Here is a 21990-nt window from a genome sequence, read left to right as displayed (position 1 = left end):
CGCGTAGGCCGATCAGAGTGCGTTGCGACCGGCGATGATCTTCGCCAGCTGGACCGTCTGCCGATCGGTGACGTCGTAGCCGCTGATCCGCAGGTCGACTACGAAGGTGTCGACAGCCAGGATCGCGCGGTGGGTGAGGCGGTCGGCGACATCCAGCGGCACGTCATGGGTGATGTCGACTCCGTCGAGCACGGTCGGCACGCCCATCCGGCGGGCGTCCTGCGTTTCGCCGCCGTCGTAGCTGAAGATCAGGGTGTCCTCGCCGCAGCGGCGCCAGATGTCGAGGGTGCGGGCGACCATGGCCTGGGCGGCTTTGGGGTTGTCGAACCTGGCGATCGCCTGGTCGACCTCCACGGTGTCGGCGTCGTCGGCGAGCTGGGTTTCACGGAACGCCCGGTAGCCGCTGTCGCCGTAGACCCAGTCCATTCCATTGCCGATGACGACCATGCACTCCGGGCGGGAGATGGGCTCGTAGTTGGCGTTGGTCATCGGGCTGCGCAGCGCGGTCTTCGGCCGGACCTTGGCGTTCAGCACCGTGTTGATCTCGGATTCGCTGGCCATCATGCTGCCAAGGACGTCGACCTGGGGGCCGTCGGAATCGTGGACGGTGGGGGTGCAGGCCGCGAGCAGAACTATGCACAGCGCGATGCCTGCGACTTTCGGATCGATGCCCATCGGGACCCCCTTGGATCTGTTTGCTGATCCTAACCGTGAGCGTCGGATGCGCCAGACGGTAATTCGGTGGCCGGCGGCCTGGTTCGGTTGCCGCCGTTTTCTACCCCACGGCTGCTCGCCTACGCGGTCGACGACCCAGGCGTAGAAAACGGCGCACCGGCGCACTCCCGCAGTCCGCAGCGGCGCGGCGCCCGTGCCAACCGGGCCGTTCCCCCGATCGGGGGACACGAGGTTCGTCCGGTGGATGGTCCGGTCGGTCGATACAGCCGCGGGCCGGATCGGCGCATTCTTATTTCAACACCGGAACACACCGGAGAAACACCAAAAGCCTTATCCGACAAAGGAGTCGACATGAGCACCATCTCCCGCCGCATCGCCGCCGGTTTCACTCTCGCCGCCGCCCCCGCACTGATCGCCCTGGGTGCCGCCACCGCTCACGCCGACGCTTCCGCCGCCAACACCGGCCCGTCGGTCAGCGTGCACCAGGCCTTCCCGAACCAGCACAACATGCCGCAGCCCGGTTCCGCGACCCATCACCACCACCAGCGCAACCACGCCAAGTAGGCCAGGGGGAGGCGAGGCCCGGACGCAGCCGGCGTCCGGGCCTCTGGCTGTCACGCTTCCGCTCCGCCGGCGGTCGACGGCTCGTAGGGTGGAGTAATGGTGGGGTTACCTCCGGGGCCTCCGTTGCCCCCGTCGATGCAGGGCTTTTTGATGCTGCGTTACTGGCCGCGATTCGTATCGGCCTGTCGACGCCGCTACGGCGATGTGTTCACGGTGCGGGTGCCTGCGATGGGCACCATGGTGTACCTGGCCGATCCCGCTGACATCAAGGTGGTGTTCGGCGGAGATCCCACGATCTTCCATGCCGGGGAAGCAAACTCGGTGCTCAGTTCCCTGCTCGGGGACACCTCGGTGCTGGTGATCGACGAGGACGAACACCACCAACGCCGACGCCAGATGCTGCCCCCGTTCCACCGCGACGCCGTGGCCCGCCAGACCGAGATCATGACCGAGATCGCCGCGGCGAACATCGCCGACTGGCCCGTGGGCACCACCTTTCCGGCAGCACCCAAGATGGCCGAGATAACCCTTGAGGTGATCCTGCGGACCGTGATCGGGGCGTCGGACCCCGCTCGGCTGGCCGCGTTGCGGTCGGTGATGCCGCGGCTGCTCAGCGTTGGGCCGTGGGAGACGCTCGCCCTGGCCAGTCCTGGCCTGCAGCGGCGGCTCCCGTGGCGGGCCCTGCAGCGCAACATCGAGGAGGCCGACCGGCTGCTGTTCGCCGAGATCGCCGATCGCCGGGCTGATCCGGAGATTGCGATCCGCACCGATGTGCTGGCCATGCTGGTGCGCTCCGCCGATGAGGGCGGGCACACCATGACCGACCGGGAACTGCGCGATCAGTTGATGACCCTGCTGGTCGCGGGGCATGAGACGACCGCGACCGCGTTGTCGTGGGCGCTGGAACGCTTGACCCGCCACCCCGCGGTGCTGGACAAGGCGGTGCGGGCTGCGCGCGACGGCGACGACGACTATCTCGACGCCGTGGCCAAGGAGACGCTGCGGATCCGGCCCGTGGTGTTCGATGTCGGCCGGGTGCTGAAGCAGCCGGTGGAGTTGGCCGGTCATCGCCTGCCTGCCGGGGTGATGGTGGCACCGGGCATCGGGCTTGTGCACGAATGCGACGACGTCTATCCCGACGCCGACCGGTTCGACCCGGACCGGATGCTCGGCGCGACGCTCGGCCCGACCACCTGGTTCCCGTTCGGCGGCGGCAACCGTCGTTGCCTGGGCGCGACGTTCGCGATGGTCGAGCTGCGGGTGGTGCTGCGCGAAATCCTGCGCCGGGTAGACCTTTTCACCACGACCGCCGCCGACGAGCGGCAGCGCGTCAAGCACGTGACGCTGGTTCCGCACCGAGGGGCGCGCATCTGCGTGCGGGCGGTTCGGGAGCCACTACCGGCGGAGAGTTCCCGGTCCGAGTCGGGCCGCCGCTAGCCGATCCGGTAGTCGGGCAGGTCGAGGTCGTCCCGCACGCTGCCGGTGAACAGGCCCGCCACGGGGCGGCTCAGGTTCATCGCCCGCAGCGCCACATTGCGGAACCACAATCCGAACCGGGTCCTGGTGGCGAAGAACCCCAGCATCCGTTCGGCGCCGGCCTGCTTGCCCTCGATGAACGGCCGCAGCAGCGACTCGTAGCTCTCGAACGCGCGGCGGTGATCGCGCCCGGCGCGGGCGAGTTCCCCGGCCAGCGCGTAGGCCTCGGTGATCGCCAGCCCGGTGCCCTCGCCGCCGAGCAGCGAGATGCAGCCTGCGGCGTCGCCGATCAGCAGTACCCGGCCGTCGGACCAGTGGTCCATCCGGATCTGGCTGACCACGTCGAAGAAGAGGTCGTCGACCCCGTCCACCGCGGCCAGGATCTGACGGCATTCCCAGCCGGCATCGTCGAACTGCTTGTGCAGCTGCTCTTTTGGCGTCAGGCCGTGGTCGTCGTGCTCGTCGCGGAAGACGAACAGGAACATGGTGCGGTTACCACGCAACGTGAACTGCCCGACCTGCCGGCCGGGGATGCTGTAGGTGAGGTACGCGTCGGAATCGGCCCCGCCGCCAAAGCCGTCGACAACGCACGCGGCGACCTTGCAGCCGAGGTAATGCTCGTAGTGTTCCTCGGGCCCGAACACCAGGCTGCGCACGTTGGAGTGCAGGCCGTCGGCGCCGATGACGAGGTCGAAGTCGTCGGCCGGGCCGTTCTCCAACGTCACCCGGACCCCGTCACCGTGCTGAGCGATGCCGGTGATGCTGTCGCCGAAAATCGTCGGGACCCGGTCCTCGACGGTGCGGAAGATGGCGGCCGCCAGGTCGCCGCGCGGCAGGCTGGTGAAGTCGTTGCCGATCATGCGGCGGAACACGTCCACGCGGAGCTCGGCCTGGGTAGCGCCGTCAGGTTCCAACGTCCGCACCGACTGCACGTCGTAGCCGGCGTCGCGGATGGCCGGCTCGATGCCCATCTGCCGGGTCACGCGGTAGCCGATGCCCCAGAAGTCGATCATGTAGCCGCCGGTGCGAAACGCAGATGCGCGTTCGATCAGCGTCGGGGTGTGGCCGGTGCGATGCAGCCAGTGCGCGAGCGCCGTCCCGGCGACTCCGGCCCCACTGATCGCGATTCTCATGACCATTCGATGCTACGGGCGGCCTCGAGCCGGCCGGGCGCTGTTTTCGACGCCCCGTAGAAATCGGCGTCGGACGCTACGGCTGATTGTCAGGCGACCGTGCCAAGCTGGGGACATGGCTGCGAAACGATCCCCGCACCGTGCCGACCTCGTGCTTTCCGGGGGCGGGGTCAAGGGCATCGGCCTGGTGGGCGCCGTCGTCGCGCTCAAGGACGCGGGATACTCGATCGAGCGGATCTCGGGCACCTCGGCCGGCTCACTCGTCGGTGCGGTGGTGGCCGCGGCGGTGCAACGCAACGATCCGACCAGCGATCAGTTGCGGGAATTGGCGCTGAGCGTGCCGTATCGCAAGTTCCGCGACAGCGGGCCGATCGAGAGCATCCCGGTGCTCGGCACCGCGTGGAGCCTGCTTCGTGAGACCGGCATCTATCGCGGCGACTTCGCGTACGACTGGATTCGCAGCGAACTGAAAAACCTGGGCGTCAAGACCTTTGGCGATCTGGCCATCAAGGACGACAATCTGCTGCCCGAGCGGCGCTACCGACTGACGGTCACGGTGACCGACGTGACGACCGGTCAATTGGTTCGTCTGCCATGGGATTACCGGCGGGTCTACGGCCTGGACCCTGACGAGCAGCTCGTCGCCGACGCGGTGCGGGCCTCGATGGCGATCCCGTTTCTGTTCCATCCGGTCACGCTGGAAACCGCTGACGGGAAACCGTGCACGTTGGTGGACGGCGGGGTGCTGTCGAACTTCCCGATCGACTCCTTCGACCGTCCCGACGGTGCGGAGCCGCGCTGGCCGACGTTCGGGGTGACGGTGGTGCCCTATCTGCCGGCGCCCTCGGCCCAACAGCTGATCCCCGGCCTGGGCCTGCTGGGCTTCGGCAGCCCGACGTTCCTGGAAAGCCTGATCACCACCATGCTGGTCGGGCATGACCAGGCCCACCTGAGCCAGCCGTGGGTGAAGGTGCGTGCGATCCAGGTGGATTCGACCGACGTCGGGGTGCTGGACTTCGACATCAGCCGCAACGAGGCCGAGGCGCTGTTCGACAAGGGGTATGCGGCGACGACGGAGTTCCTGTCCACCTGGGACTGGCCGGCCTATCTCGATCGTTTCCGCCGGGCCCATCGGGTGGCTGCCAGGTAGCTCGCGGCACTATGGTTCGGCTATGACGGTCGGATACTCCGCCCCGGGCCGGATCAATCTGATCGGCGAGCACACCGACTACAACGGGGGATTCGCGCTGCCGATTGCCTTGCCGCAGAGGACGTTTGTGCGCTTCGATCCTGACCCGTCCGGGGTGCTGTCGGTGTCGAGTTCGTTGGGCGACGGGCCGGTGCAGATCGGTCTGGACACCGTGCCCGGGGACGTGACCGGCTGGGCGGCGTACGTCGCCGGGGTGGTGTGGGCGCTGCTGAATGCCGGGTTTGCGGTGCCGGGCGGGACGATGACGATCACGAGTGAGGTCGAGATCGGGTCGGGGCTGTCGTCGTCGGCGGCGCTGGAATGCGCGGTGCTGGGCACGCTGCTCACCGCGCTCGGTGTCGATCTCGATCGCGTCGAACAGGCCTGGATCGCCCAGCAGGCCGAGAACGAGTACGTCGGTGCACCAACGGGACTGCTCGATCAGCTGGCATTGTTGTTCGGCGAGCCCGGGCAGGCGATGCTGATCGACTTCCGCGACGTCACGGTGCAACCGGTGCGCTTCGATCCCGAATCAACCGGCACGGCGCTGCTGCTGATCGACTCCCGGGCCCGGCACGCGCACGCCGGTGGCGAGTACGCGCAGCGGCGGGCATCGTGTGAGCGGGCGGCCGCCGAGCTGGGGGTGGCTTCCCTTCGGGAGGTCTGTGCCGCGTCTGAGCTCACCAAGGTGAAAGATCAAATCGCCGCCCGGCGTGCGCGTCATGTGCTGACCGAAAACCAGCGCGTGCTCGATTGCGTTGCGGCCATGGGGACTTCGGACTTCGCGGCGGTGGGTGCGCTCTGGACCGCATCGCATGCGTCGATGCGCGACGACTTCGAGATCACCACCCCGCACCTCGATCTGATCGCCGCGACGGCGGTGCGGGCCGGCGCACTCGGCGCGCGGATGACCGGCGGTGGGTTCGGTGGCTGCGTCATCGCACTCGTGCCGCAGGAGCGGGTGAATGCGGTCAGTGAGGCGGTATCCCGGGCGGTGCGCGATACCGGATATCCGGAGCCGGTCATCACCAGAACCTATGCGGGTAAGGGTGCGGGCCCTACTTCAGTTTGACCATGCGCGTCGTCGAGCTCTCGTCCAGCTCGACGGCATCGGAGCGCGACCGCAGGAAGTCGCTGAAAGACTTGAACCCCAACGACTTCTCGCTGAAGGACGGGTCCATCCGTTTCATCTGCGCCTTGACCGCGGAGTTGTGCAGCCACTCGACGTCATCCTTCTCCAGGCCGATCTGCAAGGCGCGGGTGAGCAGCGCGGTGGCCTGCGCCTGCGGGTCCGGTTCTTCCTTCTTGCGGCTGCGTTTCGGCTGCTGACGTTCGGGCTCGGGAGCCGGGGTGGGGATGCCGGGCAGTGAGTCGTAGACGACGAACTCGTCGCACGCGGCGGCCAGCATCCGGCTCGACGAGCCGGCCACCCCGATCCCGACGACGTAGCGGCCCAGCCGTTTGCAGCGCTGGGCCAGCGGGATGTAGTCGGAGTCACCGGCCACGATCACCACGTGGGTGAGGTCGGGGAGGCGGAACATGTCCTCGACCGCATCGACGGCCAGCCGGATGTCGGCCCCGTTCTTGCCGTACGCGGCGGCCGGGAAGAGCTGCACCAGATCCACCGCCCGGCCGACGAGTTGCTCGCGGTATCCGGCGTTGACGTCGGCGGACCAGTCCGCGTAGGCGCGGGTGAGCACCAACGTGCCGAAGGATGAGGCGAAGTCCAGGATCGCGGCGACATCGACGGTGGCCTTGGTGAGTTTGTCGGGTTCCAGCCCCTTGGCCTTGTCCTTTTGGAAGGAGTTGCGGCCGTTCACCTGGTCGTAGCGGGAGATGACGATGTTGTCGAAGTCGAGGTAGACCGCGACACGGGTGGCGGGTTCGGACATGTGCCCAGTCTGGCGTATCGGTGTTCGGGTCGGGTTCGACTGTGAGAAACCGCTGCTACGCGGGTATGCCCGGACATACAGTGGAGTTTGTCACTGCCCAACTTTCGGCTGGTAAAGGGGAGAGCGAGAGCACAACACATGCCCGCGAAGGCCGCTGGTCGATTCGCCGATGTTGTCGTCACCGCGATCGCATCGACAACTCCCCTCGCGCCTGATGCCGAGGTGACGTGGGCGCTGTTGTTGGAGGGCCGGAGTGGCATCCACTCGTTGGACGAACCGTTCGTCGACGAGTTCGACTTTCCGGTGCGGATCGCGGGGAAGCTCACCGAGACCTTCGACGACGCTGTGAGTCGCATTGAGCGGCGCAGGCTTTCGTTCATGGGGCAGATGTCCACGGTGCTGGGTCGTCGGCTGTGGGAGGCGGCCGGTTCCCCCGAGATCGACACCCGGCGCCTGCTGGTCTCGATCGGTCTGGCACTGGGCAGCACCGAAGAAATGATCCTGCAGTACGACACCTGGCAGCAGAAGGGCTTGCGTGCGGTGCCGCCGACGGCGATCCAGAAGTACATGCCCAATTCGCCGGCGGCCGCGGTCGGATTGCAGCGGCAGGCGAAGGCCGGGGTCAGCTCCCCAGTGATGGGCGATGCCTCCGGGGCCGCCGCGATCGGGCACGCCTGGCGGCGCCTGATCTTCGGCGACGCGGACGCCGCGATCTGCGGCGGGGTGGAGAACTGCATCGAAGCGGTGCCGATCGCGGCGTTCACCCAACTGGGGATGATGTCGACGGCCAACGATGATCCGGCCGCGGCCTGCCGGCCCTTCGACCGGGACCGCGACGGCATGGTGTTCAGCGAGGCCGGGGCGCTGATGCTGATCGAAACCGAGGAGCATGCCAAAGCTCGCGGAGCCCCGATTCTGGCCCGGCTGATGGGCTGCGGGATCAATTCCGACGCCTATGACCCGATCCTGCCCGACCCGACGGGGGAGCGGGCCGGTGACGCCATCACCCGTGCCGTCGAGCTCGCCGGCCTGACCCCGGCCGACATCGACCACGTCAACGCCCATGCCACCGGGACCACGTGCGGGGATGCGGCCGAAGCGCAGGCGATCCACCGGGCGCTGGGTCGTCGGTCGCCCGCGGTGTACGCACCGAAGGCGGCGTTGGGGCACTCCCTGGGCTCGGCCGGGGCGCTGGAGGCAGTGTTGACGGTGCAGGCCCTGCGGGACGGGGTCATCCCGCCCACGCTCAACCTGAAGAACCCGGATCCGCGGATCGATCTGGATGTCGTGGTCGATCAGCCTCGCCGTGGCCACTACCGGTATGCGATCAGCGACTCGTTCGGGTTCGGTGGGCACAACGTCGCGTTGGCCTTCGGTGCGTATTAGGGCCGTTTGGTGAAGGTGAACTGGGCGACCTCGGAGATGCCGCGGCGGAAGAAGTCGGCGCAGCCGGTGATGTAGTGCATGTAGCGGTCGTAGACCTCCTGCGAGGTGGTGGCGATCGCCTCGTCGCGGTGCGCGGTCAGGTTGGCCGCCCACGTGTCCAACGTCCGCACGTAGTGGGTGTTCATCAGCTGCTGCTCGTCGGTGGAAAATCCCGCGTCGGAGGAGAATTCGACCATGTCCTGGTCGGAGGGCAGCTGACCGCCGGGGAAGATCTCCCGGCCGATGAACCGGGTGAACTTCATGTCGGACAGGGTGATGGGGATGCCGTGCTCGCGCCAGTAGTTGATCGGGTGGGTGAAGATCGTTTCGATGACCATCCGCCCGTCGGCGGGCATCACTCGGTGGGCGGTGTCGAAAAATGCTGCGTAGCGGGACTTTCCGAACGCTTCGAACGCCTCGATGCTGACGATGCGGTCCACGGGCTGCTCGAGTTGCTCCCAGCCCTGCAGGCACACCTGATGTGTGCGCTCGGTGTCGACCTGATCCAAAAGCGTTTGGCAGTAGGCGTATTGGTTTCTGCTGAGGGTCAGGCCCACCACGTCGACGTCGTAGTTCTCCATGGCGCGTTTCATCAGTGCGCCCCAGCCGCAGCCGATGTCCAGCAGCGTCATCCCGGGCTGCAGGCCCAGCTTGTCGAGCGCCAGGTCGATCTTGGCCATCTGCGCTTGTTCCAGGGTCATGTCGTTGTTCTTGTAGTACGCGCAGCTGTAGGTGCGCGATGGGTCCTGAAAGAGCCCGAAGAAGTCGTCGGAGAGGTCGTAATGGGCTTGAACGTCTTCGAAGTGCGGCCGCAGCTGGGCCGTCCCCGCCATACCGTCGGCCATGCGCAGTAACCTCCCCGGTAGTTACGCCTTTTCGCAGGTGAATTGGCAAACGTCGGTGTAGCCGTCGCGGAACAGGTCCGCACAGCCGGTCAGGTACTTCAGGTAGCGGTCGTAGACCTCTTCGGAGGTGATCGCGATCGCCTCGTCCTTCTTGGCCTGCAGGTTTGCCGCCCAGGTGTCGAGCGTGCGGGCGTAATGCGGCCGCAGCCGTTGTTTGCGGGTGACGTGGAAGCCGGCTTCGGTCGCGCGGTCCTCGACCATCTTGATGAGCGGTATCCGGCCGCCCGGATAGATCTCGGTGACGATGAACCGGAAGAAGCGCATCAGCGACATGGTGGTGGGCAGGCCCAGCTCGTCCACTTCTTCCTTGCTGGTCGAGACGATGGTGTGCAACAGCATCACGCCGTCGTCGGGCATCAACTCGTAGGTCTTCTTGAAGTAGTCGGCGTACTTCTCGAAGCCGAAATGCTCGAAGGCCCCGATCGATACGACGCGGTCGACCGGTTCGTCGAAATCCTCCCAGGGTTGCAGCCGTACTTCTTTGCTGCGCGGGCTGTCCGACGCGGCGAAACGTTGCTCGATGTGGGCCAACTGGTTGTGCGACAGGGTCAGGCCGATGACGTTGACATCGTGCTTTTCCACTGCGCGCATGATGGTCGAGCCCCAACCGCAGCCGATGTCGAGCAGCGTCATGCCCGGCTCCAGGCCGAGTTTGCCCAAGGCGAGATCGACTTTCGCCATCTGGGCCTGCTCCAGCGTCATGTCGTCACGCTCGAAGTAGGCGCAGCTGTAGGTCTGGGTGGGGTCCTGCCAGAGCCGGAAGAACTCGTTGGACAGGTCGTAATGCGAGCGGACCTCGTCCGCGGTCGATCCGTGCCGCTCCCCGGGAGCGGCGCCGATGAACGTTGTTCTGGTGTTTTTCTGGTGCGAAGAATCTGTCACTATCCGCCCCGTAGATCTTTCGGATTCGGTAGCTGACCTGGCGCACCGCTTTCTTCATACGCCGTTTCGGGACGTTACTCCTTTGGCTTTCCCACGGGTACCCCTTGGCGAAACCCGGGGTCAGTCCTCTGGTTCGGATCGCCCAATGAGGTTGCGGGCGCCGGTGGGGCCGAGCAGTTCCCGGAACGCCTGGACGGTGTAGCCGACGATGGTCGCGTCGGTCTTCGCGCGGGCGGTGGCCGATCGGGGCAGGCTGAACAGCGGTCCCATCTCGCCGAAGTAGTCGCCGGGTCCGACCGTTTTGATGACTTCCTCTCCACCGCTGGCCAATTCGCGAGCGAGCTCGATCTCGCCGTCGGTGATGATGTAGATCAGGTCGCCCATCTCGCCCTGGGCGAACAGCACCTCGCCGGCTTCGATGGTCACGGTTTCGGGGCCTTGATGCTCCACGGCGACGTGGGGGACGAGTTCCACGACCTGGTCGGCGAGCGGCAGGATGCGGGTGTCGTGGGTGGCGACGACGACGACGCGTTCGTCGCTGGCGAGCTCGCGGATGAGCCGGAGCACCTCCTCGACCTGGATGAAGTCCAGGTGGGCGGTGGGTTCGTCGGCCAGGATCAGGGGCGGGTCGAGGGCGATGGCGCGGGCCACGGCGACGCGCTGTTGTTGTCCGCCACTGAGATTGCCGGGGCGGTGGTGGAGCCGGTGCTCGAGGCCGACGCGGGTCAGCAGCTCCATGGCACGTTCCCGGGAACCGTAGCGGCTCATGCCGGCCGCCCTCAGCGGCACCATCACGTTCTCCATCGCGGTCAGGCTGGGCACCAGGTTGAAGGCCTGGAACACAATGCCGACGGTGTCACGCCGATAGTCCGACAACGCTTTCTTGTTCAGGGTGGTCACGTCGACGTCACCGAATTCGATGCGCCCGGCGGTGGGTTTGAGGATTCCGCCCAGACATGACAGCAGGGTGGTCTTTCCACAACCGCTGGGGCCCAACAGGATTGCCAGCGATCCGGCGGGGACTTCGAGGTCGAGGCCGTCGATCGGGCGCACCGCGTAGCCGCCGCTGGAGTACTCCACGACGAGGTCTTTGACGAGCAGGTCGGCCATGTCAGGGTCCTCGGAACGCCAGGGCGGGGTCGATGGTGACGGCGCGGCGCAGCCCGGCGACGCTGGCCAACAGGCCGATCACGACGGCGACGATCGGCAGCGCGACGAACGCCAGGGTGGGGACGTCGCAGCGCATCGGAAATGGCGGGCCCAGCACCAGCGACAGCCCCGCACCGAGGAGTGCGGCCAGCAGGGCGACAGCGACGGCCTGCATCGCCAGCCCGGCCATGATGGATCGGGTGGCCACGCCGACGGCCTTGAACACCGCGAAGTCGCGGGTGCGCTCCAGGGCGGACAGGTAGATCACCGAGCCTACGATCAGTGCCGCGACCGCCCACAACAGGCCGGCCATCAGGCTCATCGCCTGGTTGGCGCCGCGCAGTGGGCGCACCATGTCGTCGATGGCGCCGGCCCGGTCGACGATGCGGAACTCGGGTGGCGCCGCACCCGGGTTGCCGACTATGCCGACCGACGAGATCAGCTTTTGCCCGGAGAAGAGCAGTTGCTGGGCGCCGGGGACCGTTAGGTAGATGTTGTCCTGGGCGGCCAGGGCGGTGAGGTCATCGACCAAACCGACGACGCGCAGTTTCGAGGCGCCGACGGCGACGTCCGCGCCGACCGGATGGCCCATCGTCGTCGACACCGCGACCTCGTCGGGGGTGCGCGGTGCCCGGCCCTCCTTCAGCGCCGGGGCCCCGGGTCCCTGCTCCGGTACCCCGAACACGTTCACGTTCCGTGGGGTTCCACCGGCGGGGATGGTCGACGAGCCGTACACCAGTGGGACAGCGGTGACCACACCCGACAGTCTGGCCGCCCGCTGAACGTCGTTGAGCGGCAACGGCGCCGAGCCCAGGAACGGTCCGGCGGCACCGGCCTTGATCATGTATGCGTCGAGGCCCAGGGCGTCGACGCTGCGTTCGGCCTCGACGCGAAAACCGTTCGCCAAGCCCGTCAACACCAAGGTCATGGCAAAAACCAACGCGGTGCCGACTGCGGCGATCATGAATCGCCGTCGGCGCCACTGCAGATCGCGTAACGCCGCGATCAACACGTCGGAGCCCCGCTCATCACGCCCGACGTTACCGAGATGGGTGTGGCGGATGGCGGTTATTGGGGCATTTGGTGTGTGGGGGCGCGGCGACCCCGCCAGTCACACCCGTCACAGCGACTTTGGGATGACCGAAGTGCCCGCCTGCTAGCGACTTTTCAGCGACAATCGCCTCACCGGTCGCACCTGTCCCGTCGGACCCATCGGTGCTGGCGCTTCTCGTCTATCCCGCATCGTTGGCCCCACCGGCCTCACCAGTCCAGTGCCCGCCTGTCAGCGACACTGTCGCTGACAGGCGGGCATGTTGCGCGCTGTGCGACGTTCCGGGATCGACGGCGAGTGCGGCGAGGTGCAGTAGCCCGATGGCCAGCAGCACGGTACCGCCGACGATCAACCAGGTCCCGTTGGACGCCTGCGGCGGCGGCCGGTCGTCGGCCGGCCCGGAGCCGTCCGGGTGAAGCAATCGGTCGTCGTCGTGACGGACCCACCGGGTATGGGCGATGCGCCGGCGGACACCGATGGTCAGCAACAGGGCACCGACAGTGGGCCAGAGTATTGCGCCGATCGTGGAGCCGATCTGATATGCGATTCCGCCATCGGCAAGCAGGTTTTCAACCATTGCGCCCCCTCGGGCGGCAACGCTAGCGCATGGTGACCGCCGCGGCCGTGTCACCGCTCGGCGGTAATTGGCGCGTCGCCGGCCCCGGCAACAGCCTTACGCTGATCAGCATGCGACTCACCGCCGTTGCGGCCGCACTGTTGGTGGCAGTTGGCGTGAGCGGATGTACCGGCGCGCCGGACCGGGAACAGGAAGCACTCGACATCCGGGACCGCATCGCTGCGATGCCGGGAGTGGCGGACGTCGACCTGACCTATGACAACGGCGTCCTCGAAGGCACCCGGTTCGAACTCAAGGTGGCCATGGACCGGGCCAGCGACGAGCAGGTCGGCGCGGTGGCAGCCCAACTCGACGAGCTGCGCGGCGACGACTTCGCAAAGTTCGACCAGCAGATGAAGATCGTTGTGGCCCGCCAGACCTCGATCTCCGGGAGTGCCGGTCTGCCGGATGACATCGAGCAGGTGACCGGACTGGTGCGTCGCCTGCGGGCAGACACTCCGGCCGGTGACATCAGCTGGTTCGCAGGCGCCGCGCCTGACGCGTCAAAGGTGCGGATCCAGGAGGCCGAGAATCCTGGTGCTGCCGTCGACGCCGTCGTCCGCATCTTCGCCGACCGGCCCCCGGGCAACATCGAGGTCTCCGCGGCCGACCGGGTCGCCGACCCGTACTGGATGATCTTCAACCCGTTCACCCTCGCGGATAAACAACGCATCGACCGGCAGCTGGCCGCGGCCGCGCCCGCCAACCCCGGGTGGATCGGCATCCGCGACGGGAAGATCGAGCGCCTGACATTCAGCGTGCCCAGCCCGGCGACCGCCTATGACGACATCGTGCGGACCATTCACGCGATCGGGGCCGGTCCGGAGCATCCGGTCAGCCTCATCTGGGCCTGGCACGGCATTAAGTACCGGTATGACGAGCCACGCTGGGCGGGCAGCGCCATGATCGGCAAGTGCGACTACGTCAACGGTGACCGCACCAAGTCCGAACCACTGGTGCCCGATGCGTTGGCGCTGCAACAGCGCATCCGCGATGAGTTCGACACCTGCCTCAAGTAGCGGTCAGCTTGATGGCGGCGAGGTGCTCACGACCGACCGCCTCGGTGAACTCCGCCAGCGTGGGGATGCGCTGATCGCGGAACGTCAGCCCCATCATCCGCTGGGCGCGTTTGACGCCGTAGGACTCCGCGCAGCGGTGGCACAGCTCGGCGACAGTTGCGGGGTCCGTGATCAGTTCGCCACGCATGGTCGTTGTCTTGCCGTCGTGGAGGATTTCGGCGGTGGCGCCGTCGCGGAAGTTGTGCTTCCATCCGGCGTCGGTCAGTGCGTAGATGGTGTCGTCGACGACGTGCGCACTCAACGGAATTGCATACTGCCGTCCGGTCTTTCGGCCATGCACGGTCAGCACCATGAACTGCTTGCGCGCGGCGCCGGCGAACGGCGTGCGCAGCATCAACCGCAGGGCCGGGTTGACGACGCGCATCATCCCTTTCGGCGGATGCGCCACGGTGATCGCGGGTGACTGCTCTGTCATGTCCTCACGCTAGGCCGATTGTTCGACGTTGCCCAGGGTGTCGGTGAGCGTCTTGCCATGCCTGCCAGATGTCAGGGCGGAGTCGGCCGCGGGGTGGAACCTCCAGGCCGGCTTCTCGGGCCCAGGCCCGGACCTCGGCGGTGCTCGGGCCGGGGGCCGCGGTGCCCTGATAGACGATGGCAACGTCGACGTGGACCTGTGAAATGCGTTGTATCGCAGCATCTTCAGCCGTCGACCAGGCATGTGCGGCCGCGAGGAACCGGTAGGTCCATTCTTCCGCGAGTTGGCGAGCTTCGCAAAATATGATCGGTACATTCGGCCAGCGAACCTGCAGTTCTGCCAGCCCGTCGGCGACGACGGCGGGGCGTACCCGGTCGAGCTTGAACAGCTGCGAGTAGCGGTCCTCGACAACCACCGCCGCTCGGGGGAGCGCGGCCAGGTCGGCGACCTGATAGCGCAGCTTGCCGGTGGTGAGGCTGGAGACCAGGTCGTCCAGGGATTTGCGCTCCACGCTGGCGACGAGCGTCCCATCGATGAGCAGCCCATAGTCGCCGCATGGCAGCGCACGTTGAACGGTATTGGCTTGCTGGTCGGCGAACTTGTAGGCGTACCGCTCGTGGCTGTCCACCACGATCTGCAGCTCGTCGATGCCCTGGGCGCGTGCTGCCGGGGTCCGCACGTTGGGGCGCGCCTGCTTGCGGGTGCGCGGCGACTGCCAGAACACCGCGTCCCGGCCCCGGGCGGTGGTGAACACCAACTGGGAACGGTTCTCCCGGCTCCGCTGCAGAATCACGTCGATGGCAGCACCCCGGCGCTGGCACGACCGCAATGCGACGCGTTCGACGATCTGCGCGTCTGTCGGCCACTCGTCGAGGCCAACTGGATAGCAGTACAGCGCTTTGGCCCGGGGCCACGTCCCTGAAGTGCGAAACACGAGATCGCCGCCAGGTTGTGGAATGCGCAGCAGGTACGGCAGGCGAGAGCCTTCATCTGGATTGAGGGCTATGACCATCTCCGCCACACCGCGATTGTGCCGGGATTCGGTGGGGAGGCCAAGAGGTGCCGCCGGGAGTCGCCGGATAGACGCCTGATGTGCGGAAAGTGGTCGAACGACCTCTTTCGCAAAAGACGTCGAACGACTACAATCGAAAATGTCGTCGAACGACTACAAGGAGGAGCATGCAAGTCAAGACAATGGGCGACGTTGGCGCCCTCGTCCGCTCTGCTCGCACGGCCCGCGGAATGACTCAGGCTGAGCTGGCCGAGCAACTGCGCATGAGTCGGGACTGGGTCGTTCGGCTGGAGAAGGGGCATCCACGACTGGAAGCGCAAAGGGTGCTCGATGCACTTCGCGTCGTCGGTGTGAGCCTGGAGGCGACCGCGCCCGAGGCGCCGTCGAACGCTCGAAAACGTACCAGGAAGGGAGCTCCCGAGAAGTCCAAGCCTGCCGGAACGGCTCCCGCGTCCCTTGATCCGTTCGACGCGCTGTTCGGCACAGGGAAAAGGTGATGGCGGACAGGGCGTTGCGGATCTACCTGGACGGGATCCCGACCGGCACGGTGACACAGTCTGCTCACGGAGCGCTGGGTTTCAGCTATGACGATGAGTACGCCGAGCGGGCCGATCCGACACCGTTGTCGCTGTCCTTGCCTGTCGTGTCGAATCGGCATCGGGACAAGGCCATTCGTTCCTACCTTGAGGGTCTGCTTCCTGACAGCGAAGGTGCACGACAGCGGTGGGGGCGCGAGTACAACGTCTCACCGAACAATCCCTTCGCCCTGCTCGCTCACGTCGGACGCGACGCAGCCGGCGCAGTCCAGATTCTCCCGCCCGAAGCCGATCCGTCCGACGCGTGGGCTCGGCCGGGTGACATTCAATGGCTCGGTGAGTCTGAATTCGCAGAGCTCGTCCAAGTGCTCGCCTCTCATCAATCCGACTGGGACCCTGGCAGATTCGGGGGTCGGTGGAGCCTCGCCGGCGCGCAACCCAAGGTCGCGCTGTTCCGGGAGCCCGCGTCCGGGCGGTTCGGGATCCCGCGAGATTCGACGCCGACGACCGTGATCGTCAAGCCGGCAATTGCCGGTTACGCCCGACACCACATCAACGAGGCGCTGTGCCAGCGTGCTGCGAGCGAAGCCGGGCTGCTCGCAGCCGAATCCGCGGTGATGGAGATCGGTGACGTTCAGGTGTTGACCTCGACGCGCTACGACCGCCTTTATGACGGGACTACCTGGCACCGGGTCCACCAAGAAGACATCTGCCAGGCGCTGTCGGTCCACCCCAGTCTGAAATACCAGTCCGACGGAGGGCCCGGCGTTGGTGATATCGCTGACCCTCTCAACCGGCTGCCGATCGAGGACCGCGCTGTGAACGCCGAACGCTTCTTCAAAGCGCTGGCCTACAACGTTCTCATCGGCGGAACTGACGCTCACGCGAAGAACTACTCGCTCGTCCTCGTCGGGTCACGCGCCCAGGTATCGCCGCTGTATGACGCCGCCTCTGCGGCACCGTACAACCAGCGCGAGCGCCTGCACTCTTCGATGAAGATCGGTGACCACTGGAAGATGCTCGACGTCACCACCTCGGATTGGAGGAAGGTTGGACGCCGTCTCGGAATTCCCGCGGACCAAGCTGTGGCCTGGGTGGACGAACTCCGTATGGACCTTCCTGCTGCGTTCTCGCGTGCTGCGGCGGCTCTGCCAGAGAGCGTGCGACCCGAGGCGGCACGCATGACAGAGCGGATCATCGAGCATGTCTCCGGGACATGGAAGCCCAACCTGGAACGCTGAACAGCGCGACCATTGTGACATGGCCGGTTACGTGACCGTCCGGGCCTACGCCGAGCTCAACGACTTCCTCGACCCCGGGTCGCGGGGCCTGTCCGTGCACCGGCCGTTCCAGAGCCATCAGACCGTCAAGGATGTGCTTGAGGCGATGGGCATTCCGCACACCGAGGTGGACCTGATCCTGGTGAACGGGGATTCCGCCGGGTTCGAGCACCGCCCCGCCCTCGGCGACCGCATCGCGGTGTACCCGATGTTCGAGGCGCTCGACATCGGGGCGACGGCGCGGCTGCGTCCGGTGCCGCTGCGGGATCCGCGGTTCGTGATCGACGTGAACCTCGGTCGGCTGGCAAGGGTGCTTCGCGTGCTCGGGTTCGACGTGTGGTGGTCCAGCGACGCCGACGATCAGGCGCTGGCCGATATCAGTGTCGAGCAGCAGCGGATCCTGCTGACCCGCGATCGTGGACTGCTGAAACGTCGCGCGATCACCCATGGCTTGTTCGTCCACTCCCAGCAGACCGAGGAGCAGACGCTGGAGGTGCTGCGGCGGCTGGATCTACGACGACGGGTGGCGCCGTTCACCCGGTGCGTGCGGTGCAACGGCAAGCTGGCCGCCGTGACGAAGGAGGCGGTGATCGACCGGCTTGAGCCATTGACCCGCCGCTACTACGACGAATTCAGTCAGTGTCCGGAATGTGGGCGGATCTATTGGGCCGGATCACATTTCGAGCGGTTGACCCGTCTCGTCGACGGGCTTTTCGAACGACTCTGACCATTGCGGCTCGAATTGGATTGGCTGGGCGCGAAGGACATTGGACCTCTTCCCACTCTCACTATACGGCCGGGGGTGGGGCTTGCGGCAAGGCCCCGGACGTGCTGCACAATCTTCCGATCCGCGACGACAGGGGGAGATTGTGGCGAGTACGCCGAAACCGTTCGAGGTGCACGAGTCCGGTGCGCTCCTGCACGGCACCAAGGCTGACCTGGCAGTGGGTGATTGCTTGGTGCCCGGGCGGGAGTCGAATTACGAAGCCGGACGGATCATGAACCACGTGTATGTGACCCGCACGCTGGATGCCGCGGTGTGGGGAGCGGAGATGGCCGCCGGTGAGGGACCGGGCCGCATCTACATCGTCGAACCCGAAGGTGCGCTGGAGGACGACCCGAACGTGACCGACAAGAAGCTGCCCGGAAACCCGACCTGCTCCTACCGCACCCGCGAGCCGGTGAGAATCGTCGGTGAGCTCACCGACTGGGTGGGGCATTCACCCGAGCAGCTGCAGGGCATGCGCGACGGCCTGGCTGACCTCCGTCGGCGCGGACTGGACGTCATCTACGACTGATCTCTCCAGGCCCCGCCGGTTCGCTCGATACGGGGATTTGTGCCCACTCCCCGTACCCTTCCATCGTGAACGCGATCGACCCCGACCAGCTCAGCACCTGCCTACGGGTGCTGTCCGAGGTGGACAAGCTGCCTCCCGAGCACCCCGACGCCGTTGCTGTGCGGCAGGCCACCGCGAAGATGTTCAAGGCGCTGAAGAAGGCTCGTCGGACCGCCAGACGCGACGCGATCGCGGCCGCCGACCGCGCCGTCATCGCCGCGACCGCTACGGGTGCGCCGGGACGCATCGACGACGAGACGCAGGGCCTGCCGCTGGTGTCCACGGCGGTCGGGGCCAGTGCGGGCACGCTGCTGCGGTCGCGGGCCTGCTACATCTGCAAGCAGCATCACACCGTGGTCGACGCCTTCTACCACCAGCTTTGTCCGGACTGCGCCGCTCTCAACCGGGCCAAGCGCGATGCCCGCACCGACCTGACCGGGCGCACCGCGCTGCTCACCGGCGGGCGCGCCAAGATCGGGATGTACATCGCGCTGCGACTGTTGCGCGACGGCGCGCACACCACGATCACCACCCGGTTCCCCAATGACGCGGTGCGCCGCTTCGCCGCGATGGAGGACAGCGCCGACTGGCTGCACCGGCTGCGGGTGGTGGGGATCGACCTGCGTGACCCGGCCCAGGTGGTTGCCCTGGCCGACGAGGTGGCCGCGCAGGGGCCGTTGGACATCCTGATCAACAACGCCGCGCAGACGGTGCGCCGCCCGCCGGGCTCGTATGCCGCGCTGGTCGAGGCCGAGCGCACCCCGCCGCCGGCCCTGGTGGACGTGGTCACCTTCGACCACGTCAGTGACGCGCATCCGCACGCGCTGGCTGGGAGTCTCGGCGAGCACCCCACCGCGCACGCGCTGACGTCGCTTGCTTTGGAGGCCCGCAGCGCCTCGCCGGAGCGCATTGCCGCCGGGATTGCGATCGACGCCGGTGGGCTGCTGCCCGACACCGCGTCGGTGAACAGTTGGACCCAACGCGTGCACGAGGTCGACGCGATGGAGCTCCTCGAAGTGCAGCTGTGCAACCAGACCGCGCCGTTCATTCTGGTGAGCCGGCTGCGCCCGGCGATGGCCGCGTCACCTGCCCGACGCAAGTACGTGGTGAACGTGTCGGCGATGGAAGGCCAGTTCGGCCGCGGCTACAAGGGGCCCGGGCACCCGCACACCAACATGGCCAAGGCCGCGCTGAACATGCTGACCCGCACGAGTTCCGGGGAGATGCTGGAGCAGGACGGGATCTTGATGACCGCCGTCGACACCGGGTGGATCACCGACGAGCGTCCGCACCCGACGAAGCTGCGGCTGGCCGAGGAAGGTTTCCACGCACCGCTGGATCTGGTGGATGGTGCTGCGCGCGTGTATGACCCGATCGTGCGCGGGGAGCTGGGCGAGGATCTGTACGGGTGTTTTTTGAAGGATTACTCGCCGAGTAGTTGGTAGGGACGTCAGATCGGGTCGTCCAGCCATCACCCCGCGATCCGTCGACGCACACCCAGCTGTGCCAGGTCGGCTGCGATACGTCCGGCCGACCATCCGGCACCGTCGGACACCGACATCACGCGGGGAACGGTCGCGGGGAAGAGCCGGTCGGTGAGGTCATCGGTTGCCTGGCTGCGCGCCGCCAGTACCGGAAGCAGCGTGCCGTCCACCTCGGTGGCCACTGTCTTCGAGGTGGCTGTGAGGCGTTCGCCGATGCGCGCGGCGTACGAGAGGAGAAATGATTGGCGAAACGAGCGCGTCCGGGCCTGTGCGGCGCCGGTTGCGCGCCCCGCGGCCAGCATCGCCCGGTTGGCTTGGACCAATAGCGAAGTAGACAGCAGCTCAACGAATTCCAGATCGCAGTTGGCGCCGATGACGGCGACAAATCCGAGCTTCTCCTCGCACACCATGCGACACCGGTTTGCCGTAGCCACGGACTGCACCAGTGCTGCCTTCGCGCTGACGTAGGGACTGTCGATCCAGATCCGCCGGGCGACCGCCTCCGCTGCGCGACCGCTTTCGTGATCTCGGATCGCGTGGTGCAGCGAGTATCTACTCATCAGTTCTTGTGCCTTTGCCGAAAGCGCTTCAGCTTCTTCGGGAAACTTGGTCGCCTCTGCCTTGGCGAGCAGCCCGCGCACACGACTGAGGGCTTTCGCATCGGCCGGGTTCACAGCGACCGCCGAATGCTGGTGCGCCCCGGGCAACGGCAGCAACTGCTCGAGGATCGGAAGGGTTTCCAAGAGCCGCAACACCTTCAACGCGACCGTCAACGCTGCGTGATGGTCGACGGCATTCCTGTCTGCCCACTGCAACATCTGCGGAGCGCCGTGGTCGACGTCCGCGGGCAACGCGGTGAGTTCGGCGCGCCACCGCGGGTGCAATGAGGTGACGGGATAGTGCCGGGACTCGCGAACGACGGCCTCGGCCAGGTAGCCGGCTGCTGCTGCGTCGAGACGGCGACGAGAGAACTCGTGCAGGTCATTGGGCGACCAACCCGCCTGCCACGCTTTGCTGATGGCGCCCGCTAAGGTGCCCTCGGCGGCAAGGTCGAGTTCGTGTGGCCAGCCGGCGAATTCGTCGAGTAACTCGGCGGCGTGGAATTCGGCGTCGTGGGCGGGACACAATGCGGAGTTGTACAGCGCCGCGGTGAGGCGGTCGAGGAGGGCGACCCGGTCGTACCCGGGATCAGTGCTCCAGCGGTTCTGTTGGGACGTTGCGCGGCGGTTCTTGTGCTTGGCGGCGCGCTTCTGGCGGTTGCGGCGGCTCATGTCTGGAGTCTGGTGGAGGGGTCCGACAAGTTGCGTGTGCTGCGCATGTTGGACCGCCCCAGCCCACCGCAGTCAGGCGAACTGTCCGAGCGCCGCCGCGACCGACGCTCGCCCTGTCAGCACCAAGATCGACTTCGGGGTGGTACGGATCGATACGGAGAAGTGTCCGTGAGGTAGGCGGCCGGGCTGGCCCGCCTGTATGACGGGCCAGCCCGGTGAACCTAGTACGGATCCGCGTATCGACGAGGTTCAGCGCTTGGAGTGTCGTCGTTCTGCTGTGATTCGTCGGTTGCCATCGAGGTTGGGTTGTATCGGTAGGCCGAAGGGATGTCGGATAGGCCCTCCGGCAGACCGTCAGAGTGATCGCCGCGCCAACGGACTACGTCCGGATCCTTGCCCGGCTCCGGTGACAGTGGCCCCGCCCATCCTTCCTCGAAATCGAGCATGTAGTAGTACAGCGCTGGATTGTCGGCGTCGTCCCAGGGGCCTGAGTCGATGAGGGATTCTCTGGTGTCGCGGGACAATCCCCACGTGATGTCCAATGGCGGTGTTTGGTACACCACGTACATCATCGGACCGTCGGTCCACGCGTGGGAAACTTGGAAAACACGCTCTCCTG

At 66.6% G+C, this 21990-nt stretch carries 23 protein-coding genes and 1 pseudogene; 12 read left to right on the top strand and 12 right to left on the bottom strand.

Annotated features, from left to right (window positions below; translation table 11 throughout):
• Positions 1 to 12: 12 nt before the first annotated feature.
• Entirely contained in the window at positions 13 to 675 is a 663-nt protein-coding gene (locus ACNQR1_RS31070; protein WP_418049379.1) for a sensor domain-containing protein, read from the bottom strand.
• Positions 676 to 1026: 351 nt separating this feature from the next.
• Here ACNQR1_RS31070 and ACNQR1_RS31065 point away from each other — a divergent pair, with 351 nt between their 5' ends.
• Both ACNQR1_RS31065 and ACNQR1_RS31060 read left to right on the top strand, forming a co-directional pair.
• Positions 1027 to 1239: a hypothetical protein gene (locus ACNQR1_RS31065; RefSeq protein ID WP_418049378.1), complete on the top strand. Its 213-nt coding sequence runs from the start codon at positions 1027 to 1029 to the stop codon at positions 1237 to 1239.
• Between the two features lie 96 nt (positions 1240 to 1335).
• On the top strand, positions 1336 to 2676 hold the full coding sequence (locus ACNQR1_RS31060; protein WP_418049377.1) for a cytochrome P450: 1341 nt from the start codon (positions 1336 to 1338) through the stop codon (positions 2674 to 2676).
• On the opposite strand, the gene ACNQR1_RS31055 is transcribed toward ACNQR1_RS31060, so the two are convergent.
• Complete coding sequence (locus ACNQR1_RS31055; RefSeq protein ID WP_418049376.1) at positions 2673 to 3848, bottom strand: FAD-binding domain; 1176 nt, start codon at positions 3846 to 3848, stop codon at positions 2673 to 2675. The two genes, ACNQR1_RS31060 and ACNQR1_RS31055, sit on opposite strands and share 4 nt — an antisense overlap.
• A 115-nt stretch (positions 3849 to 3963) precedes the next feature.
• On the opposite strand from ACNQR1_RS31055, the gene ACNQR1_RS31050 reads away from it, so the two are divergent.
• Both ACNQR1_RS31050 and ACNQR1_RS31045 read left to right on the top strand, forming a co-directional pair.
• Entirely contained in the window at positions 3964 to 4998 is a 1035-nt protein-coding gene (locus tag ACNQR1_RS31050; protein WP_418049375.1) for a patatin-like phospholipase family protein, read from the top strand.
• Positions 4910 to 6109: a galactokinase gene (locus ACNQR1_RS31045; RefSeq protein WP_418049374.1), complete on the top strand. Its 1200-nt coding sequence runs from the start codon at positions 4910 to 4912 to the stop codon at positions 6107 to 6109. The genes ACNQR1_RS31050 and ACNQR1_RS31045 overlap by 89 nt, the downstream gene beginning before the upstream one ends.
• Here the strand turns inward: ACNQR1_RS31045 and ACNQR1_RS31040 are convergent.
• On the bottom strand, positions 6096 to 6929 hold the full coding sequence (locus ACNQR1_RS31040; RefSeq protein WP_418049373.1) for an NYN domain-containing protein: 834 nt from the start codon (positions 6927 to 6929) through the stop codon (positions 6096 to 6098). The genes ACNQR1_RS31045 and ACNQR1_RS31040 overlap by 14 nt on opposite strands.
• A gap of 138 nt (positions 6930 to 7067) precedes the next feature.
• Between ACNQR1_RS31040 and ACNQR1_RS31035 the strand changes: the two genes are divergently transcribed.
• On the top strand, positions 7068 to 8315 hold the full coding sequence (locus ACNQR1_RS31035; RefSeq protein WP_418049372.1) for a KasA/KasB family beta-ketoacyl-ACP synthase: 1248 nt from the start codon (positions 7068 to 7070) through the stop codon (positions 8313 to 8315).
• Here ACNQR1_RS31035 and ACNQR1_RS31030 read toward each other — a convergent pair.
• The 5 genes from ACNQR1_RS31030 to ACNQR1_RS31010 form a co-directional block, all read right to left on the bottom strand.
• A complete protein-coding gene (locus ACNQR1_RS31030; protein WP_418049371.1) occupies positions 8312 to 9199 on the bottom strand; it encodes a cyclopropane mycolic acid synthase family methyltransferase in 888 nt (295 codons plus the stop codon). The genes ACNQR1_RS31035 and ACNQR1_RS31030 overlap by 4 nt on opposite strands.
• A 21-nt stretch (positions 9200 to 9220) precedes the next feature.
• Positions 9221 to 10099 (bottom strand): cyclopropane mycolic acid synthase family methyltransferase, encoded by an 879-nt coding sequence (locus ACNQR1_RS31025; RefSeq protein ID WP_418050567.1) that lies wholly within the window; start codon positions 10097 to 10099, stop codon positions 9221 to 9223.
• Between the two features lie 162 nt (positions 10100 to 10261).
• Positions 10262 to 11251 carry an ATP-binding cassette domain-containing protein gene (locus ACNQR1_RS31020; RefSeq protein WP_418049370.1) on the bottom strand — a complete coding sequence of 330 codons (990 nt, stop codon included), beginning with the start codon at positions 11249 to 11251 and terminating at the stop codon, positions 10262 to 10264.
• A gap of 1 nt (position 11252) precedes the next feature.
• Positions 11253 to 12302 carry an ABC transporter permease gene (locus ACNQR1_RS31015; protein ID WP_418049369.1) on the bottom strand — a complete coding sequence of 350 codons (1050 nt, stop codon included), beginning with the start codon at positions 12300 to 12302 and terminating at the stop codon, positions 11253 to 11255.
• Positions 12303 to 12522: 220 nt separating this feature from the next.
• A complete protein-coding gene (locus ACNQR1_RS31010) occupies positions 12523 to 12918 on the bottom strand; it encodes a hypothetical protein (RefSeq protein WP_418049368.1) in 396 nt (131 codons plus the stop codon).
• A gap of 110 nt (positions 12919 to 13028) precedes the next feature.
• Here ACNQR1_RS31010 and ACNQR1_RS31005 point away from each other — a divergent pair, with 110 nt between their 5' ends.
• Complete coding sequence (locus ACNQR1_RS31005; RefSeq protein WP_418049367.1) at positions 13029 to 13976, top strand: hypothetical protein; 948 nt, start codon at positions 13029 to 13031, stop codon at positions 13974 to 13976.
• On the opposite strand, the gene ACNQR1_RS31000 is transcribed toward ACNQR1_RS31005, so the two are convergent.
• Both ACNQR1_RS31000 and ACNQR1_RS30995 read right to left on the bottom strand, forming a co-directional pair.
• Positions 13969 to 14451: a hypothetical protein gene (locus ACNQR1_RS31000; RefSeq protein ID WP_418049366.1), complete on the bottom strand. Its 483-nt coding sequence runs from the start codon at positions 14449 to 14451 to the stop codon at positions 13969 to 13971. The two genes, ACNQR1_RS31005 and ACNQR1_RS31000, sit on opposite strands and share 8 nt — an antisense overlap.
• 4 nt (positions 14452 to 14455) lie before the next feature.
• The gene (locus tag ACNQR1_RS30995; RefSeq protein WP_418049365.1) at positions 14456 to 15472 is read right to left on the bottom strand and encodes an ERCC4 domain-containing protein; all 1017 of its coding nucleotides are present in this window, start codon (positions 15470 to 15472) and stop codon (positions 14456 to 14458) included.
• A 158-nt stretch (positions 15473 to 15630) separates the two neighbouring features.
• Here ACNQR1_RS30995 and ACNQR1_RS30990 point away from each other — a divergent pair, with 158 nt between their 5' ends.
• From ACNQR1_RS30990 to ACNQR1_RS30965, 6 genes and pseudogenes are all read left to right on the top strand, one after another.
• Positions 15631 to 15960: a helix-turn-helix domain-containing protein gene (locus tag ACNQR1_RS30990; RefSeq protein ID WP_418049364.1), complete on the top strand. Its 330-nt coding sequence runs from the start codon at positions 15631 to 15633 to the stop codon at positions 15958 to 15960.
• Positions 15960 to 16217: pseudogene (locus ACNQR1_RS30985) on the top strand (HipA N-terminal domain-containing protein); the annotation flags it as partial. The gene ACNQR1_RS30990 and the pseudogene ACNQR1_RS30985, both read left to right, overlap by 1 nt.
• 147 nt (positions 16218 to 16364) lie before the next feature.
• Positions 16365 to 17240 (top strand): HipA domain-containing protein, encoded by an 876-nt coding sequence (locus ACNQR1_RS30980; protein ID WP_418050566.1) that lies wholly within the window; start codon positions 16365 to 16367, stop codon positions 17238 to 17240.
• Positions 17241 to 17259: 19 nt separating this feature from the next.
• Positions 17260 to 18006, top strand: a complete 747-nt coding sequence (locus tag ACNQR1_RS30975; RefSeq protein WP_418049363.1) for a Mut7-C RNAse domain-containing protein — start codon at positions 17260 to 17262, stop codon at positions 18004 to 18006.
• 142 nt (positions 18007 to 18148) lie between these two features.
• Complete coding sequence (gene arr / locus ACNQR1_RS30970; RefSeq protein WP_418049362.1) at positions 18149 to 18577, top strand: NAD(+)--rifampin ADP-ribosyltransferase; 429 nt, start codon at positions 18149 to 18151, stop codon at positions 18575 to 18577.
• 65 nt (positions 18578 to 18642) lie between these two features.
• The gene (locus ACNQR1_RS30965) at positions 18643 to 20061 is read left to right on the top strand and encodes an SDR family NAD(P)-dependent oxidoreductase (protein WP_418049361.1); all 1419 of its coding nucleotides are present in this window, start codon (positions 18643 to 18645) and stop codon (positions 20059 to 20061) included.
• A 26-nt stretch (positions 20062 to 20087) separates the two neighbouring features.
• Here ACNQR1_RS30965 and ACNQR1_RS30960 read toward each other — a convergent pair whose 3' ends face one another.
• Both ACNQR1_RS30960 and ACNQR1_RS30955 read right to left on the bottom strand, forming a co-directional pair.
• Complete coding sequence (locus tag ACNQR1_RS30960) at positions 20088 to 21371, bottom strand: DUF2786 domain-containing protein (RefSeq protein ID WP_418049360.1); 1284 nt, start codon at positions 21369 to 21371, stop codon at positions 20088 to 20090.
• A 221-nt stretch (positions 21372 to 21592) separates the two neighbouring features.
• Positions 21593 to 21931 (bottom strand): hypothetical protein, encoded by a 339-nt coding sequence (locus ACNQR1_RS30955; RefSeq protein ID WP_418049359.1) that lies wholly within the window; start codon positions 21929 to 21931, stop codon positions 21593 to 21595.
• Positions 21932 to 21990 lie beyond the last annotated feature (59 nt).

Source organism: Mycobacterium sp. 48b (assembly GCF_048282725.1).
Classification (GTDB): Bacteria; Actinomycetota; Actinomycetes; order Mycobacteriales; family Mycobacteriaceae; genus Mycobacterium.
Note: the sequence above shows the minus strand (reverse complement) of the source record. Positions and strands in the feature narration are given on the sequence as shown.